The 16,937-nt window shown below is 72.0% G+C and carries 13 protein-coding genes; 4 read left to right on the top strand and 9 right to left on the bottom strand.

Going from position 1 to position 16,937, the window contains the following annotated elements:
- Positions 1–3: 3 nt before the first annotated feature.
- The 3 genes from ABZ664_RS36000 to ABZ664_RS35990 are packed head-to-tail and all read right to left on the bottom strand — an operon-like array spanning position 4 to position 3,280.
- The gene (locus ABZ664_RS36000; RefSeq protein WP_362520708.1) at positions 4–759 is read right to left on the bottom strand and encodes a thioesterase domain-containing protein; all 756 of its coding nucleotides are present in this window, start codon (positions 757–759) and stop codon (positions 4–6) included.
- Positions 756–2,534: a non-ribosomal peptide synthetase gene (locus tag ABZ664_RS35995; RefSeq protein ID WP_362520705.1), complete on the bottom strand. Its 1,779-nt coding sequence runs from the start codon at positions 2,532–2,534 to the stop codon at positions 756–758. Before ABZ664_RS35995 ends, ABZ664_RS36000 begins: the two co-directional genes overlap by 4 nt.
- Before the next feature lie 14 nt (positions 2,535–2,548).
- Positions 2,549–3,280 (bottom strand): LmbU family transcriptional regulator, encoded by a 732-nt coding sequence (locus tag ABZ664_RS35990; protein WP_362520703.1) that lies wholly within the window; start codon positions 3,278–3,280, stop codon positions 2,549–2,551.
- A gap of 259 nt (positions 3,281–3,539) precedes the next feature.
- On the opposite strand from ABZ664_RS35990, the gene ABZ664_RS35985 reads away from it, so the two are divergent.
- Positions 3,540–4,979 (top strand): cation:proton antiporter, encoded by a 1,440-nt coding sequence (locus tag ABZ664_RS35985; protein ID WP_362520700.1) that lies wholly within the window; start codon positions 3,540–3,542, stop codon positions 4,977–4,979.
- 127 nt (positions 4,980–5,106) lie between these two features.
- Here ABZ664_RS35985 and ABZ664_RS35980 read toward each other — a convergent pair whose 3' ends face one another.
- From ABZ664_RS35980 to purF, 4 genes are read right to left on the bottom strand one after another with little or no spacing between them, the layout of a single operon-like run.
- Complete coding sequence (locus ABZ664_RS35980; RefSeq protein ID WP_362520697.1) at positions 5,107–6,123, bottom strand: hypothetical protein; 1,017 nt, start codon at positions 6,121–6,123, stop codon at positions 5,107–5,109.
- 52 nt (positions 6,124–6,175) lie between these two features.
- Positions 6,176–7,393 (bottom strand): DegT/DnrJ/EryC1/StrS family aminotransferase, encoded by a 1,218-nt coding sequence (locus ABZ664_RS35975; protein WP_362520694.1) that lies wholly within the window; start codon positions 7,391–7,393, stop codon positions 6,176–6,178.
- Positions 7,390–8,100: a class I SAM-dependent methyltransferase gene (locus ABZ664_RS35970; protein WP_362520691.1), complete on the bottom strand. Its 711-nt coding sequence runs from the start codon at positions 8,098–8,100 to the stop codon at positions 7,390–7,392. The genes ABZ664_RS35975 and ABZ664_RS35970 overlap by 4 nt, the downstream gene beginning before the upstream one ends.
- A 32-nt stretch (positions 8,101–8,132) precedes the next feature.
- Entirely contained in the window at positions 8,133–9,665 is a 1,533-nt protein-coding gene (purF, locus tag ABZ664_RS35965; protein ID WP_362520688.1) for an amidophosphoribosyltransferase, read from the bottom strand.
- A gap of 118 nt (positions 9,666–9,783) precedes the next feature.
- Here purF and ABZ664_RS35960 point away from each other — a divergent pair, with 118 nt between their 5' ends.
- From ABZ664_RS35960 to ABZ664_RS35950, 3 genes are all read left to right on the top strand, one after another.
- Positions 9,784–9,996, top strand: coding sequence for an MbtH family NRPS accessory protein (locus tag ABZ664_RS35960; protein WP_362520685.1), 213 nt, complete (start codon positions 9,784–9,786; stop codon positions 9,994–9,996).
- A gap of 70 nt (positions 9,997–10,066) precedes the next feature.
- On the top strand, positions 10,067–12,532 hold the full coding sequence (locus ABZ664_RS35955) for an amino acid adenylation domain-containing protein (protein WP_362520682.1): 2,466 nt from the start codon (positions 10,067–10,069) through the stop codon (positions 12,530–12,532).
- Positions 12,529–16,062, top strand: coding sequence for a condensation domain-containing protein (locus tag ABZ664_RS35950; RefSeq protein WP_362520679.1), 3,534 nt, complete (start codon positions 12,529–12,531; stop codon positions 16,060–16,062). The genes ABZ664_RS35955 and ABZ664_RS35950 overlap by 4 nt, the downstream gene beginning before the upstream one ends.
- 112 nt (positions 16,063–16,174) lie before the next feature.
- Here the strand turns inward: ABZ664_RS35950 and ABZ664_RS35945 are convergent, their stop codons facing one another.
- Both ABZ664_RS35945 and ABZ664_RS35940 read right to left on the bottom strand, forming a co-directional pair.
- Complete coding sequence (locus ABZ664_RS35945) at positions 16,175–16,555, bottom strand: hypothetical protein (protein WP_362520676.1); 381 nt, start codon at positions 16,553–16,555, stop codon at positions 16,175–16,177.
- A gap of 222 nt (positions 16,556–16,777) precedes the next feature.
- Positions 16,778–16,937, bottom strand: a 160-nt coding sequence (locus tag ABZ664_RS35940; protein WP_362520892.1) for a hypothetical protein, incomplete at its 5' end; no start/stop codon positions are given.

The following is a 16,937-nucleotide window of genomic DNA, read 5'->3' as shown; positions in this document are numbered from 1 at the left end:
CGTTCAGCCGGGGACACGCGCGGACATGCTCCGCGAGATCTCGTCCAGCAGGGCGGCGGGCGCCTGGAGGTAACTCCAGTGCCCGCCGTCCAGCACCGTGTACCGGGCCTCGCCGTAGGACTCCCAGCCGGCCATCTGCTCCGGGGGGATCTGCGTGTCGCCCGACCAGCCGATCGCGGTGATCGGGCACGGCAGCTGCACCGGGTCGGTCTTGTCGAAGCGGCCGTAGGCGGCCACGTCGGCGCGCATGACGCCCGCGGCCATCTCCACCAGCTCGGGCATCGGCTCGGCGCCACGCGCCCGCATGAGGTCCGACACCAGCGCGCCGACCTGCTCCTCGTCGAGTTTGAGGATGCTCGGCCACGACGCCCGGTGCGGCGGGACCATCGAGGAGGCGAACAGGTGGCCGGGCAGCGGGCCGCCGCGCTCCATGAGCAGCAACGTCGCCTCATAGCCGATGAAGACCGTGCCGCAGTGGCTGATGAAGCCGAACGGCCGGTCCAGGTAGGGCTCCAGGCCTTCCAGCATCTCGGCGGCGACGGCCGCGTAGCTCTCGAACAACGGCTCGCGCAGCCGGTTCTCCCTGCCGGGCAGCTGGACGGGGCACAGCTCGATCCCGTCCACCTCGGCGGGCCAGCCGTGGTACATCGACGCCCCCGCCCCCGGATAGGGCAGGCACCACAGCCTCGCCCTCGCCTCGGGGTCGGGGGTGCGCAACAGCCACGTGGGGCGGCTCCTCCTCCGCTTCCTCTCGGTCATCTCGTCCTTCCTTCCGCCTTGATGTTCCTGATGAGGGTCTCGGGGGTCGGCGCCCGCAGAAAGTCGCGCAGCCGGATCCGCACGCCGTAGCGCGTCCCGATCCGGTCGACGAGACGGGTGGCCGAGAGGGAGTCGCCGCCTGAGCGGATGAAGTGGTCACCCAGCGCGCCGCGCGCCCCGAGCTCCTGCTCCCACAGCTCCAGCACCCCCGCCGTCACGGGGTCGGTGTCCCTGCCGCGCCCGCCGTCTCCGGGGGGAGCGGCTCCCCTCGGGGCGCCTGCTTCCGAAGGGCCACCGGCTCCCGGGTGATCGGTCGCGCGGGAATCGCCCCAGGAGGGCGCGGGCAGCGCGCGCCGGTCCACCTTGTTGCCGGAGTTCAGCGGCAGCCGCTCCATCGCGGTCCAGGCGACCGGCACCATCGGTGCGGGCAGACGCGCCGAGGTAAAGGCGCGCAGCTCCCCGGCCCAGGTCTCGCGCACGGCGCCGTCCCGGACGACGTAGGCGCACAGTCTCAGGTCACCCCCGGGACCGGGCACGCCCGTCACGACGCACTCGCGCACCGCGGGGTGTTCGAGCAGTACGGCCTCCACCTCCGCGGGCTCCACCCGATGGCCACGGATCTTGACCTGCTGGTCGACGCGGCCGTGGTGCTCAAGCCGCCCGTCCGGCCGCTCCCGCACGAGGTCACCGGTCCGGTAGACGCGGCCTCCGCCGCCCGACGGGTCGGGCAGGAAGCGTTCCGCGGTGCGGGCGGGCTCGCCCAGGTAGCCCCGGGCGAGCTCGGGCCCGGACACGAACAGCTCACCGACCTCGCCGGCCGCGACCGGAGTCAGGCCGGAGGTGAGGACGGGCACGCCGACATCGGGCCAGGCACGCCCGATGGGGGGCCGGGCGCGCCTGGCGGCCTCGTCGGCCGTGATCGAGGTGCAGCGGTCCTCCAGTGGGACCAGACAGCTCGTCACGCCGTTGGCCTCGGCGGAGCCGTACTCCACCGCGACCTCGAACGGCAGGTCGGGCGAGGGCCACACGCGCACCGCGTCACTGCCGACCGTCATGAGCCGCAGCGCCGTCCGCTCGGGCCACGGCAGGCGGTACAGCAGCTCGGCGAGCGGCATGTTCACGTACGCGCGGGTGATGCCCGAGGCGACCATCCAGTCGCGCAGTTCCGGTGGCGAGCCCGCGGTCGCCGCGTCGGCGACGTGCACGCTCGCGCCGGAGCACAGGTAGGGCCACAACTCCACCACCGAGACCGACGAGGCCGGGGGAGCCAGCCAGCTGGAGCGGTCGGCGGGGGTGATGCGGTACGCCTCGGCGTGGGTGGCGACCCGGTGGGCGATCGCCCGGTGGGTCACCCCGACGAGCTTGGGCCGCCCCGTCGACCCGGAGGTGTGCACCGCGTACGCGAGCTGATCCGCGTGCACGGGGACGCCGGGACCCTCGCCGGAGGGTTCGGCGTCGAGGGGGCCGTCGATCACCACGGGGCAGTCGTCGAGGATCGCGGCGACGCGGTCCTCGGGCCAGCCGGGGTCGAGCAGCACCGCCGCGCCGCCCGCCTTGCAGACGGCGAGCAGCGCGACGAGCAGGTCGGGGGAGCGGTCAAGCCGCAGGGGGACCAGGGTCTCGGGGCCGACGCCGCGTCGCAGGAGCGACCTGGCGAGGCCGTTGGCACGGGCGTCGAGGTCTCGATACGTGAACAGGACGGCCCCGGAGACCAGGGCCGTCCTGTTCGGTGCCTCGGACGCCTTCTTCTCGAACAGCGTGTGGACGGCGTCCACCTGTCCTCCGTTCCTCACCCGGCCTTGGCGTCGCGGATCCCGCGCGCCGGGATCTCGCGAGCGGGGATCTCGCCGGTGGCGACCTGGTTGAGGATGAGCCTCGCCCACTCCTCCACGCTGCGGTTCATCCGGCGGGCCGCGTCACGCCACGACTGCTCCTGGTCGACCGGTACGTCGATATGGATGACGGCCTTCTCCTTGGCGGCCTGCGCGGCCCGGTCCGACGCGGAAAGGGCCGCGGTGCGGTGGGCCTTGATCTGGCTGCGGAGACGATTTCTGGACCAGTTGAAGCGTTCTGCGCGATCCAGCCAGAGCATCTGCTCGTGATCGGGGAGCGCGGCCACTTCCGCGTGGTGCTGAAGGCTGAGCTTGTCTCGCCGGCGGGATACCGGGAATCGCCGTGCGACCCAGGCGTAATTACGCAGGGTCTGGATATCCAGGGAGCTCTCCTCGACCGCTCTCTTGTAACGGTCGGTGTATTCGGTTTCGCCGTAGACCAGCCAGTCGCCGAGCCACCAGGCGGAGGAGTCGGCGATGAGGGAGATCTGGTGACCGATTCGCCGCCAGGTGTCGAAGGGGAGGCTCGACGGGAGCTGTAACCCGGTCCTCCGGGGCTTGGCGGACGCGTCCAGGGCCAGTTTGGAGCCCTGTGGGGTACTGCGGCGCGGTGCCGGGACGGGAGGCCTCTCATCAGAGGATGGGGGGACTTGGCGGTTCGCCTCTCGGTTGGGGGAGAGCACCTGCATGCGACTGTTCCTCCGGATTTCTGTGCACTTGGAGTGAGTCAGGTCTGTCCCTTACCCGCCGTTCCGGAAAGCGCACTTTCGATCATGAGTAATTTCGATACGGCCCTCCCGAGGTACAACGGAAATACGAAAACATGCCGTTGACCAGCTGAGTCTCCAATCAGCTTGGCAATTTTTTTTGCTCTGTGATATACGCGCCGGTTCAGAGTTCAACCTCTCGGAAATGGAATCGATCATGCCGTATCCAAGGTTTCGGTCCGTGAATACGCGCACTTTGCGTCGTTCCCTGGTCGCGTACGGTCTCGCGATCGTGCTGCCGTCCGTGCTGGCGCTGCTGATGCTGAGGCTCGACCCGGGGACGGCCACCGGTCCCGTCCCCGTGCCCTCGGTGGAGCCGGGGCGGGAGCAGGAGGTGCCCGCCACACCGCTGCTGCTGCTGTCCATCACGGTGGTCGTCGCGCTGGCCCACTTCGGCGGGGCCGTCTTCCGCGGGCTGGGCCAGCCCCGGGTGATCGGGGAGATGGCCGCGGGCATCGTGCTCGGCCCCTCCCTGCTCGGTGCCGTGTGGCCCGAGGCCTACCGCGCGCTGTTCCCCAGCGCCGTGATGCCGTATCTGAACCTGCTGGCCCAGTTCGGGCTGGCCTTCTTCATGTTCCTGGTCGGGCTGGAGCTGCGCGGCGACCTGTTGCGCGGCCGGGGCCGTGTCGCGGCGCTCTGCGGCCAGGCGAGCGTGGCGATCCCCTTCGCGCTCGGGGTCGCGCTCGCCCTGCTGATCTACACGCCGCTGGCGACCGCCTCCGTCGACTTCCCGGTCTTCGCACTGTTCATCGGGGCCGCGCTGAGTGTCACCGCGTTTCCCGTACTGGCGAGGATCCTGCTGGAACGCGGGCTCTTCCACACCCCGACCGGGGCACTGACCGTCACCTGCGCCGCCATCGCCGACGTCACCGCGTGGCTGCTGCTGGCCGTGGCGGTCACGATGGCGAAGGGCTCCTCACCCGCCGAGGCGCTGCGCACGCTCGGCCTCACCGTCGCCTTCGCCGCCGTCATGGCCGGGGTGGTACGGCCACTGCTGACCAGGCTGCTGCGCCGGGGACTCTCCCAGGAGGCGACGCTGCCCGTCGTCATCGTGGGCCTGCTCGTCTCGGGGCTGCTGACCGAGCTGATCGGCATCCACCTGATCTTCGGAGCCTTCCTGTTCGGCGTCCTGTTCCCGCGCGACGGCGACGTACGGCTGCGGCGGGTCCGCGAGCGCACCCAGGACTTCACCACCTCCTTCCTGCTGCCGCCCTTCTTCGCCTTCGTCGGGCTCAACACCCAGATCGGGCTGCTCAGCCAGGACCTGGCCATGTGGGGATGGTGCCTGCTGATCCTCGCCGTCGCCGTGGTGGGCAAGGTCGGCGGCGTGGTGGTCATCGCCAGGCCGATGGGTGTGCCGGGGCGAGAGGCCGTGCGGCTCGGGGTGCTGATGAACTGCCGGGGGGTGACCGAGCTGGTGATCCTGAGCATCGGCCTTGGCCTCGGCATCATCACCCAGGTGCTGTTCACGATGCTGGTGATCGTCGCGCTGGTCTCCACGGCCGCGACCGCGCCCCTGCTCGGGCTGCTCGACCGGTGGGACGCGCGGCGCGACGGGAGGACGTCGGATGGAGGGGCAGGGGGGCCGGAGAAGGCGGGAGCGGTACCCCGATCCGCCTGAACCGAGATCCGGGCATCGGGGAGACGGGGGATCGGGAAGCCGGCGAGGCGAGAGCAGGAGAGGCGGAGGGCCATAAGCCGGGGAGGCGGGGCGGGGAGGTGAAGGAGCGGGGGAGCAGGGGGCGGGGTCAGGAGGCGCGGGGCAGTACCCGGGGCTCCGTGCCCAGCTCGCGCAGCTTGGCGCGGACCTCCTGCGGGCTCTCCCCGGCGACGGTGAGCCGGGAGGTGGCGAACACCTCGCCGTCGGCATCGGCGATCGGGTCGCCGTTGTAGGGGATCTCGCCGCTGAAGCGGGCGGCGTACAAATGGTCGCGCAGCTCGGGCCGGGCGTGCAGGGAAAAGATCGGCAGCCGGGTCGCCATCGCGGCCAGCCGCATGGTGCCCGACACCCGGGGGTTGATCTCCAGCAGGTGCACCTCCCCGGTCCTGGTCAGCAGGAACTCCACCTCCAGGTAGCCGTGCGCCTCGGCCAGGTCGGCCAGCCGCTTGCCGACGGCCCGCAGCTTGCGCTCCCAGGTGCCGCCGAGCATCGGGCCGGGGCACAGCCGCAGCCGCTGCCACGGCGGGACCAGGTCCGGCGAGGTCGCCCCCTTCCACACCGGCGGGAACGTCGCCGTGCCGTGCTCGTCGCGGTAGACCAGCACCGAGTACTCGATCCCGTCGACATACAACTCGCCCAGCTCGTTGGGGGCGAGGTGGCACTCGTCCGCCCGGGCCAGCCGGGTGCCGACACTCTGCGTGCCGTGCCGGTCCTTGATCACCACGGGGGTGTCGGGGCCCGCCTCGGGCAGCGGCTCACCGGCCCGCGCCCACGGCGGGGAGACCAGGCGGTAGCGGTCGAAGAACTCCTTCATCAGGATCTTGTCGCTGCCCAGCGAGGCGCACAGCCGCGACTGGCACTCGGCCCTGTGGCCGAGCTCGCGGAGCCGGAAGGCGAGCAGCTGGTCGCGGCCGAGTGTCGTGTGGCTGGAGTGGAAGACCACCGTCGCCCGTGGCGTCTCGCCGATCGCGTCGAGCAGCGGGGCCACGTCGACGCGGTGGTCCTCGCCGGTGAAGACGGTCCGGTCCCGCGGACCGAGGTCGACGAAGTGGCCGAACCAGCTCTCCAGGCTGGTGGGGGCGACGGCATGGATGACGGGAGACATTTGTCGGCTCATGTGGATTACTCCGGAATCGACGCTGGAAACAGGAATGACGTTACGCGGTACGCGCCATCGAGAATGCGTCGTCGAACGCTTCGAGATACGCACCGACCAGCGGTGAGTTGGGTTCCCAGAGAAAGTTCACCGGCAATTTCATCCACCTGGCGAACAATTCCGTGGAACGCGGGAACGGCCGGTCGTTCACCGCCGCGGCGGCCCGCACGGCGGCGGCGACCGCCGGTGACCAGTCGGGCGCGGTGCCCTGGAAGAGCGGGAAGACGTGCAGCGGCCGGGTGGCCGGGGCGCGCACCTTCAGGCCGCGCTCCTGACCGGCCCTCACCAGCTCGTCCCGGCTGAACGGGCACTCCGGCGTCACCTCGACGACCCCGTCGTACCACGCTCCCATCGTGACGCCCTCGGCGACGGGGGAAGGGCGCACGCCCGGCAGCGCGCCGAGCCCCGCGGACAGGGCGGACATGTTGGCCCCCCTGCGTTCCACCAGCTCGTCCAGGCGGTCGAGGTGGCTCTGGGCGAGCACGGCCCCCGGCGTGGAGATGCGGAAGTTGCCGCCGAGCCCGGTGAGCAGGAACGGCTGGTAGCGGGCGGCGTCGATGGTGAGGTCGGTGCGGTGCCGGAAGTTGGTCAGCAGGCAGGCGCGGGCGAAGACGTCCTCGGAGTCGGTGAGGAGCATGCCGCCCATGCCCCCCGAGATCAGCTTCCTACCGCCCACGCTGAAGACCGAGACGTCGCCCATGGAGCCCACGGGCCGGGAGCGGAAGGTGGAGCCGTGGGCGTGCGAGCAGTCCTCGACCAGCGCGAGCCCGCGCCGGTCGGCCACCGCGCGCAGGGCGTCCATGTCGCAGCTGTGGCCCCACAGATGGGTGACGACGATCGCGACCGTACGGGGCGTGACCAGCGCCTCCACATCCGCCGCGGCCACGTTCCCGTCGGCGTCGCCCGCGTCGCAGAGCACCGGCACCGCGCCCAGCAGGAACAGCGGCGAGGCGGTGCTGAAGAACGTGAGGTTCGGGACGATCACCTCGTCGCCGGGGCCGATGCCCAGCGCGAAGTAGGCGGCGAGCAGTCCCGCCGTGCCGGAGGTGAGCGCGAGGGCGTGGGCACGGCCGTGCCGCTCGGCGAACGACCGCTCCAGCTCGGCCAGTTCGGGGCCGTAGTCGTAGTCGAACGTGCGCCCCAGCGTCACCAGCTCGGCGACCCTGGCCGCCACGCCGTCGTCGTAGACCGGCCACTCGAGCGGGTGCGGCGGGCTCACGCGACCGCCCCCTTGCGGACCACGAGCCTGGTCACCGCGTGGGTGTGCGGTTCCTCGTGGCCCTTGTGCGTGTGCGTGGAGTCGGTGTCGGTGGCGCTCAGCACGGTCCACCCGGCGTACCTGGCGAGGTACCAGTCGTGGGGCAGCAGGACCGGCATGCGCATCTCGCCGGCGGGAGGTACGTAGGCGTGGCCGCGGTTGAACATCAACAGGGCGTTGACCCCTCCCGGCCTGGTCGCGGCCTGGAGCCTGGCGACGACGTCGGCGACCTGTTCCTCGTCCTCCAGCCAGTGCAGGACGCTGCACGCCAGCACCCCGTCGAACGCGGCGGCCTCCAGATCGGCGGTGCGCGCGTCCCCCCGCCGCCACTCGATCCCCCCGGCGTCACCCCACGCCCGCGCGCCGTTCTCCAGCGCGGCGGCCGACACGTCCATCGCGAGCACCTGAGCGCCCCGCTGGGCGAGCCGCACCGCGTTGCGCCCCTCACCGCACCCCACGTCGAGGACGACGGGCGCGCCCGCGCCGGGTGGCGAGGCGGGCGGGCCGATCTCCTCGGGGGCGCCTGGCAGGGAGAGCGCGTCTCCCAGGACGTCGGAGATCCGGTCAGGCCTGCGTCCCCACAGGCAGGCGGTCCTGGTGTACCGGGCGTCGCATCCACCGTCGTCGTCGTACCCGGTCGGCCGTGTGTGCTGTGTGTTAGGTCCCATTTGGCGGAGGCTAGGCGCGGCCTTGATCACCGTCAACGGGGGTGGACGGCCGCCGGAGGCGCCGCGTGCCGCGGGGCCTGTGCGGGTACGAGCTTCAACTTGTCGCGTCCCGGACTCACCGGGGTGGGGTACTCGCCGGTGATGCAGCCCTCGCACAATCCCTCGCCCGACGCGCTGCCGACCGTGTGACGCATGCCCGCCACCGACAGGTACGCCAGGCTCGTCGCGCCGATGATCCGGCACACCTCCCCGGTCTCGCGGCCGGTCGCGACCAGCTCGCCGGTGTCGACGATGTCCACCCCGTAGTGGCAGGGCGCGATCAGCGCCGGAGCGGCGATCCGCACGTGCACCTCGCTCGCCCCCGACTCGCGCAGCAGCGTGACGATGCGCCGCATGGTGGACCCGCGCACGATCGAGTCGTCGACCACCACGACCCTGGCCCCGTCCACCGGCGAGCCGATGGAGAACTTGCGCCGCAGCTTGCGCTCGCGCCGCCGCTGGTCGGGCTCGATGAACGTCCTGCCCACCTGCTCGTCGCGGACCAGCGCCCCGGCCAGCGGGAGCCCGGCCGCCCGCGCGTACCCCCTGGCGGCGGGCACACCGGAGGCGGGAACGGCCACGACGAGGTCGGCGTCCGCCGGGGACTCCAGCGCCAGCCGCTCACCGAACGCCATCCGCGTCGCGCCGGTCCTGGCGCCGCCGATCCTGGAGTCCTGCCTGGTCAGATAGAGGTGTTCGAACACGCAGAAGCTGCGCGGGGCGGGGGCCGCCACGTGGTACGTCCCGATCGGGCGGCCGTCGCGCAGGACGAGCAGTTCGCCCGGCTCCACCTCCCGCTGCCCGGAGCAGCCGAGCGCGTCGAGCGTGCAGGTCTCCGAGGCGACGACCGCCCTGCCCTCGGCGAACCCGGCGACCAGAGGGCGTATGCCGTGCGGGTCCCTGAATGCCACGAGCCGGTCGCCGACGGCGCACACCACCGAGTACGCGCCGCGCAGCACCCGCATGGCCCGCGCGACCGCCGCCACGATCGGGTCGGAGTCGGGGCAGTCACTTTCCTGAGGGGCCGGGCCATCGATGGCGTCCAGGCCGTTCGGACGATCCTGAGCGGCCGCGCCGTGCAGGCCGTTCGAACCGTCTGGCCTGTTCAGGCCGTCGGCGAGGAGGGCGAGGATGACCTCGGAGTCGCTGGTCGAGCGGAACCCGTAGCCCTCGCGGCCGAGCCGGGCGCGCAGCTCGGCGGCGTTGGTGAGATCCCCGTTGTGCGCCAGCGCGATGCGCCGCGCCTCGTGCACGAAGGGCTGGGAGTTCTCCAGCAGCGTGGCGCCCGTGGTGGAGTAACGGGTGTGGGCGACCGCGAGCCTCCCGGCGGGCCAGTCGTCGCGGGCGGAGTCACCGCAGTCCGAGCGCGAGGCGAATCCCAGCGACCGCCGGACCTGCACGCCCCCCGGCCCGGCCACCGCGATGCCCCACGACTCCTGGCCACGGTGCTGCAGGGTGACGAGCCCGTCGAAGGCCGACCGCCCGGCGGCCCCTTCGAGAACGGATACACCGGCTATTCCACACATAGCTCCCCTTCAAAACCCTAACATTTCGCGGAAAGTGCGTTAAATCGCTTCTGCTTGACCATGGCATTGTTTGATTGCAACGTCGTGTCGAATGGCGAATGAGGCAAAGGAGACCCGAATGGCAGAGTCAGTGGATACGACCGAGTACACGGTGGTGCGCAATCACGAGGAGCAGTACTCCATATGGTGGGCCGACCGTGACATTCCCGAGGGCTGGCGCAGCGTCGGCCACAACGGCACCCGTGAGCAGTGCCTGGCCCACATCGAGGAGGTCTGGACGGACATGCGTCCGTTGAGCCTGCGCCGCTGGATGGACGGCGAGCGCCCCTGACCCGCGCGCCCGCCGCCGACGCGCCCGCCGACGAACGGTCCCCCGAGGACGGTCCCCTAAGGAGGAGCCGATGGACACGATCCAGGAGCACGACGCGCGCCTGGTCGTCGAGGAATGGAACCGCACCGAGCTGGCCGACGAGCCGGCGACCGTCATCGAACGGTTCGCCGCCCAGGTCGCCAGGTCGCCCGACGCCACGGCGCTGACGGACGAGGAGGGCACGACCCTCACCTACGACGAGGTACGCCGCGCCGCCAACCGCCTCGCCGGACACCTGCTCGCCCTCGGCCTGCGCCCCGAGGACCGCTGCGCCGTCTACCAGCGCCGCTCGGCCGCCATGGTCGTGTCCATGTTCGGGACACTGGCCGCCGGTGGCGCGTACGTGCCGATCGACGAGGGCAACCCGCCCGAGCGGGTCGAGGCGATCCTGCGCGACGCCGGCACCGCCGTGGTGCTGGCCGACTCCACCACCGAGGCCGAGGTGCCGCCCGGCCCGTGGTGCGTGGTCAACGTCGACGACCACCCCGGCAACGACGAGAGCGACCCCGAGGTTCGGCCGCACCCGGCCAACCTCGCCTACGTCATGTACACCTCGGGCAGCACGGGGACCCCCAAGGGCGTCCTCATCGAGCACCGCGCGGTCACCGCGTTCGTCAGGGGCGCCCAGCACCTGTACGGGCTCTCTCCCCAGGACCGCTTCGTGCAGTTCTCCTCGATCGCCTTCGACGTCTCCACCTTCGACGCCTTCGGAGCACTGCTGTCGGGCGCGGCCCTGCACGTCGCCTCCACCGAGACCCGCACCTCCTCGACACGCTTGCGCGACCTGCTGCGCGAGCGCCGCATCTCCGTCTACATGGGCACCCCCGGAGTGCTGAGACTGCTGGAGCCCGGCGACTTCCCCGACCTGCGGGTCATCGCCGTCGGAGGCGAGAGCTACTCGGGCGAGTTCACCACCCGCTGGGCGGCCGGACGCAGGTTCGTCAACAGCTACGGCCCCACCGAGACCACCGTCGGCGTCATCACCCAGGAGTGCGAGGGACACTGGGACGCCTCGCCGCCCATCGGACGCGCCATGCCCAACCACCGGGCCTACGCCCTGGACGAGTCGATGCGCCCCGTCCCGATCGGCACGGTCGGCGAGCTGTACGTCGGAGGCCCCGGCCTCGGACGCGGCTACCTGGGCCGCCCCGGCACGAGCGCGGCCTCCTTCGTCCCCGACCCGTTCGCCACCACGCCCGGCGAGAGGCTCTACCGCACCGGCGACCTGGTGCGCTGGACGCCCGAGGGCGAGCTGGTCTTCGCCGGGCGGGCCGACCGCCAGGTCAAGGTCCGCGGCGTCCGCGTCGAGCTGGAGGAGATCGAGGCGACCCTGTGCAGGCACCCCGACATCGCGCACGCCGTGGTCGAGGCGGAGGCGAGTGACGACGGCGACGCCCGCCTGATCGCCTACGTCGTCTCCACCGCCCCCGAACCCCCCGGCGTAACCGAGCTGCGCGAGACCGCGGCCAGGTGGCTGACGGCCCCGCTGGTGCCCAACGAGTTCGTCCACGTGCCCGAGATCCCGCTCACCCCGGCCGGCAAGGTCGACCGCGACGCCCTGGCCGAGGCGAGGGGGCGGCGCGCGGCCGCCGTGGAGACCGGCGGCGACACCAAGAACGCCGAGGACGCCGAGTGGACGCCGACCCGGCGCAGGGTGGCGGAGGAGATAGTGAAACCGCTGCTCGGCGTCGACTCCCTCGGCCCGCACGACCACTTCTTCGAGCTGGGCGGCACCAGCATCCAGGTCATCCAGCTCCTCGGCAAGGTACGCACGATCTTCGGCATCGAGGTGCCGGTCGTCGAGTTCTTCGACCGGCCGACCATCGCCGGGGTCGCCGACGCCGTCGACTCCGAGGTCCGCTCCGACATCAAGGACATCGTCCGCGAGGGCTGGGACGACATCGCCGACCGCTACGCCGCCTTCCAGTCGGAGTTCTCCGACGGCCCCCGCATGACCTGGACCGGCCACCTGCTCGGCATGCTGCCCGACGAGGACGCGGCCGTGCTGGAGCTGGGCGTCGGCGGCGGCCACGAGTCGTCGCGCCGCCTGGCCGAGGCACACGACCTCACCGCCGTGGACATCTCCGCCGAACAGCTCAGGCTCGCCGCCAAGACCCTGCCCGGCGCGACGCTCGTCCAGGCCGACATGGCCGAGGCGGAGTTCCCCGACGCCTCCTTCGACGCGGTGGTGTCCATCTACACCCTCACCCACCTGCCGAGGGAGGAGCTTCCCAGCCTGCTGAAGGGCATCGCCCGCTGGCTCAAGCCGGGCGGCCTGCTGCTGGCCACGCTCATGACCGAGGACATCCCCGGCGCGGTGGAGGAGTGGTTCGGCTCGACCATGTTCTTCTCCGGCTTCCCCACCGAGGAGAACCTGCGCCTGCTGCGCGAGGCGGGCCTGGCCCCCGAGCGCGACGAGGTCGTGGCGCAACGGACACCGCTCGGGGAGTCGCGCTTCCTCTGGGTGATCGCGAGAAAGACGGAGGGGCCCTCGTGACCGGCCTGCCCGTCCGCACCGCCCCGCTGTCCTACCTTCAGGAGCAGCTCTGGTTCGTCGAGCAGGACGATCCGGGCAACGGCTCGTACAACGAGCTGAAGGTGCTCGTCCTGGACGGCACGCTGGAGGCCGCCAGGCTCGGGCGGGCGCTGGAGCAGGTGGTCGCGCGGCACGACGTGCTGCGCACCACCTTCGTCTACCAGGGCGCGGAACCGGTGCAGGCGGTCTGGGACCGGGGTCCCGTGCTGCGCGAGGCGAACGTCGGTGGCGAGCAGGCGCTCATGGAGTACGCCCGCGAGGTCGCCGAGGCCCCCTACGACCTCGCCTCGGGACCGCTGCTGCGCGCCTCGCTCGTCACGCTCGGCGCGGACCGGCAGGCGCTGGTGCTCGGGGTCCACCACATCATCAGCGACGGGTTCTCGATGAACCTGCTGCTCGACGAGCTGGACGCCGCCTACCGGGGAGAACTCCCCGGTGGATCCCGGAGCGGATCACACGATGATCCGCCCGGCGAATCGCGGAACGGGCCGCCCGGTGAGTCGCGGAACGGTTCGCGGGACGAGCCGCCCGGCGGGTCATCGGACGGGACGCGAGGCAGGTCACCGGATGAGCCGCCCGCCCAGTACGGCGACTTCGCCCGCTGGCAGCGCGAGCAGTTCGCCGGGGGTCGCCTCGCCGCCGACGTCGACCACTGGCGGCGGGAACTCGACGGAGCGCCCACCGTGCTCGAACTGCCCGCCGACCGGCCCCGGCCGCGCCGCCGTGCCGGCGCGGGCAGGCGCGAGCGCTTCCGGCTCGACCCCGCCCTGACGGGCCCGCTCGGCGAGGTCGCCGAACGGGTCGGCGGCACCGTCTTCACCGTGCTGCTCGCCGCCTTCGCCGCCACCGTCTACCGCTACACGGGACGCGGCGACATGGTGCTGGGCACCGGCGCCCCCGGCCGCCCCGGGCGCGAGTTCGACGGCGCGCTCGGCTTCTTCGCCAACATCGTGCCCGTACGGCTGCGCCCGGCGGGCGAGATGCCCTTCACCGAGCTGGCCGACGCGGTCAGCGAGGCCGCCTTCGACGCCTTCGACCACCAGTACGTGCCCTTCGAGAAGCTCGTGGAGTTCCTGCAGCCCGAGCGAGACGCCGGGCACACCCCGCTCGTGCAGGTCGTCTTCACCATGTGGGACGCCGGGGCGACCGAGCGTTCCATCGGCGGCGTGCCGGCGGCGGAGGTCGAGGTGACACGCGGCCGGTCCCGCTTCGACGTCGCGGTCGAGGCGGTGCGCCGGGGCGACCGGGTCGACCTCTTCGTCGAGTACGACGACACCCTCTTCGACGAGGCCACGATCGCCCGGGTGATGCGCCACTACGACCGGGTGCTGCGGGCCGTCGCCGAGGACCCCGCCCAGACCCTGGCCGACATCCCGATGATCGGCCCGGAGGAGCTGGTAACCCTCATCCAGGGCGACGTGACCGTGCTCGACCACGACGGCAACGTGCTGCCCGCCGGGGCCGTCGGCCGGCTGGTCCACCGCTCAGGCGGCGAGGGTGTGGCCGATCCCAGCGGACGCCTCGCCATCCGCAGGCCCGACGGGCGGGTGGTCGAACGCGGGCGCGAGGACCGCCTGGTCGGCATCGGCCCCTTCCAGGTGCAGCTGGAGGACGTCGAGGAGGCACTGCGCGCGCATCCCGCCGTACGCGACGCCGCCGTCGTGGCGGTCGAGGGCGGCGCGGGTCGCGAACTGGTCGCCTACGCCGTCGCCGAGCCGCCGCCCGACGAGCTGCGCGCCACCCTCGTCGAGCGGCTGCCGCAGTACATGGTGCCCGCCGTCATCGTGCCGGTGGACCACATCCCGCGCACCGAGGACGGCCGCGTCGAGACCGGCAGCCTGCCCGACGCCGGCGAGCGCGCGGAGCGGACCGAGCTGCCCGCCCTGGAGGCCGCGCTCTGCGTCATCTGGGCGCGCGTCATGAACCTCGACGAGGTGGAGCCCGACGACGACTTCTTCGCCCTGGGCGGCCACTCCATGCTCGCGGCCCGCCTGGTGCGTGAGATCGCCTCCGTGCTCGCCGTGCGCGTACCGCTCATGGCCCTCTTCGAGAACTGCACCCCCGCCGACCTGGCCGACTACATGGCGGCGAGGCATCCCACGCTGGAACACACCCTCGGCGACGCGGGCCGCGCGAGCCGTACGACCCCCGCGGGGAAGGCCGGGGAGATCGAGCGGGACGGCGAGGAGCCCGACACCAGCGCGCTGTCCACCGCGCAGCTGCAGATCTGGATCAACGAGCAGCTCGCGGGCGGCGACGCCCGCGACTTCATCGCCGCCGTCACCTACCGGGTGCGCGGCCCGCTCGACGTGGACGCCCTGCGCGGCGCGTTCGACGCGCTGGTCGCACGGCACGAGAACCTGCGCGCCCGCGTGGCGCTCGTCGGCGACGTGCCGGTGCTGCGCTTCGATCCCCGCGTACGCGTCGAGTTGCCCGTCGAGGACCTCACCGGCCTGCCGGAGCAGGAACGCGCGCGGGAGGCGGCCCGCCGCACCGCGAGCGACGCCGACCGCGGCTTCGACCTGTCCACCGCGCCCCTGGTGAGGGCCACCCTCTACCGGCTCGGCGAGAACGACCACGTCCTCGCGCTCGTCCAGCACCACCTGGTCACCGACGGCGTGTCCATCGGGCTGCTCGTGGGCGAGCTGGGCCGCCTGTACTCCGAGCGGGACGCCACCCCCGCCGCCCCGCACCTGCGCTTCGCCGACTACGTCGCCTGGGAACAGGCCTGGCTCGGCGGCCCCGAGGCCGCGGCCTCGGAACGCTTCTGGCGCGAGCGGCTGCGCGAGGCGCCGGAACTGGTCCTGCCCAGGACCCGCGGCGGGCGGCGCGAGAGCCGCGACACCGAGATGATCGCCCACCGCCTGCCGCACGCGGAGTCACGGCGGCTGCTCGCGCTGGCCAGACAGAGCAGGGCCACCCCCTACATGCTGGTCACGGCGGCGTTCGCGGCGATGCTCGCCCAGTGGAGCGGCCAGGACGACGTGGTGATCGGCACCACCGCCGACAACCGGCCGCTGCCCGGCCTGGAGGGCGTGGTCGGCTGCTTCGTCAACATGGTGGCGCTACGCGTCGACTGCGGCGGCGACCCCACCTTCACCGAGCTGGCCGGACGGGTGCGCAGGACCGTGCTGGAGGCGTACGCCCACCAGAGCACCCCGTTCAACGAGGTGGTGCGGGCCTTGAAGATCCACCCCGACCCACGCAGGATGCCACTGTTCCAGGTGACGTCCGACTGGGCCGGCGACGGGCCGGCGATCCCGGAGCTGGCCGGGTGTGAGGTGGGGTTCGACTACGTACACACCAGGGCGAACCGCTACGAGTTGGAGATGTACGCCGGGATGGCGGGAGAGCAGGTGGTGCTCGACCTGGAGTACGCCGTCGAGCTGTGGGACCGCAAGGAGGTCGAGGAGCGCCTGTCGCGGGTGGCGGCGCTGCTGTCCCGCGCCGTCGCGGAACCGGACACCAGGCTCTTGGAGCTGCTCAGCTGACCGACCCCCTTGGTGAGGCGACCTTCCTTCGCGGGGGTCGCCTCATCGGGTCGTGTTTCCCGCCGTTGGGTTGTCGGGAAACGCGCCGCCGCGAGCCGCGCGTCGTCGGTGGTCACCGTGACACCGAGACCACTTTGGGGTTGGGGTCAGCTTCGGGAGCGGAGAGCTGCAAGGGACAATCCGGGCGAGGGCCTCGCCCGCCTGCAGGCCTTCCGAGCGGGCCCGACCGGCGCCGCCTCGCCCCCTGGCCCGTGACACGTGGCACGGCGCGCATGTCGTAGAGGAAGCGCTCGTCCTGGAGGAAGGCGATCAGTGGGTGCGGCCCCTCGTCCGGCTCGACGCCGACGAAGCGGTTGTCGCCGACGTGGACGTAGCGGGCGGTCGTGCCACCCTCCCCGAACTGCGTCACGAGGTCGTGCGGGGTGTCGGTGATCTCCAGTCCGGTGGTTATGTCAACAGGCAGGGTGTCGCAGACACAAAGCTGTCGCACCACGGCTTGCTGCACAGGGTCAGACCAGTCCCACCTTCGGCGACGCAGTCGGATTTCGACAAGCGTCAGAACTGGCAGAGCCGCGCTCTCATCGCTCTCGCACGCATCCTGAAACTTCACAGGCGTAGCCGGCATCAGCCGGGTGACCACCCCGGACCGCATCTTCGCCGCCGTACCACTAACCGGATCCTTCGCTCGCGGCATGCGACCTCGTGTCGCACCTTGTCATAGCGGGCGGCGCAGCCCGTCCAGCACGAGGGTGATGACCCCGTCGGCCTCGGCCCGCCAACCGGGGCGGTCGTGGGCCGCGCCGATGCCGTGCAGCGCCATCATGACGGCGCCGGCATTCACGTCGTCGCGGACGGCGCCGTCCCGCGCGGCGGCG

This window comes from Streptosporangium sp. NPDC006930 (assembly GCF_040635605.1).
GTDB lineage: Bacteria > Actinomycetota > Actinomycetes > Streptosporangiales > Streptosporangiaceae > Streptosporangium.
This window is presented reverse-complemented; position numbering and strand designations above follow the sequence as displayed.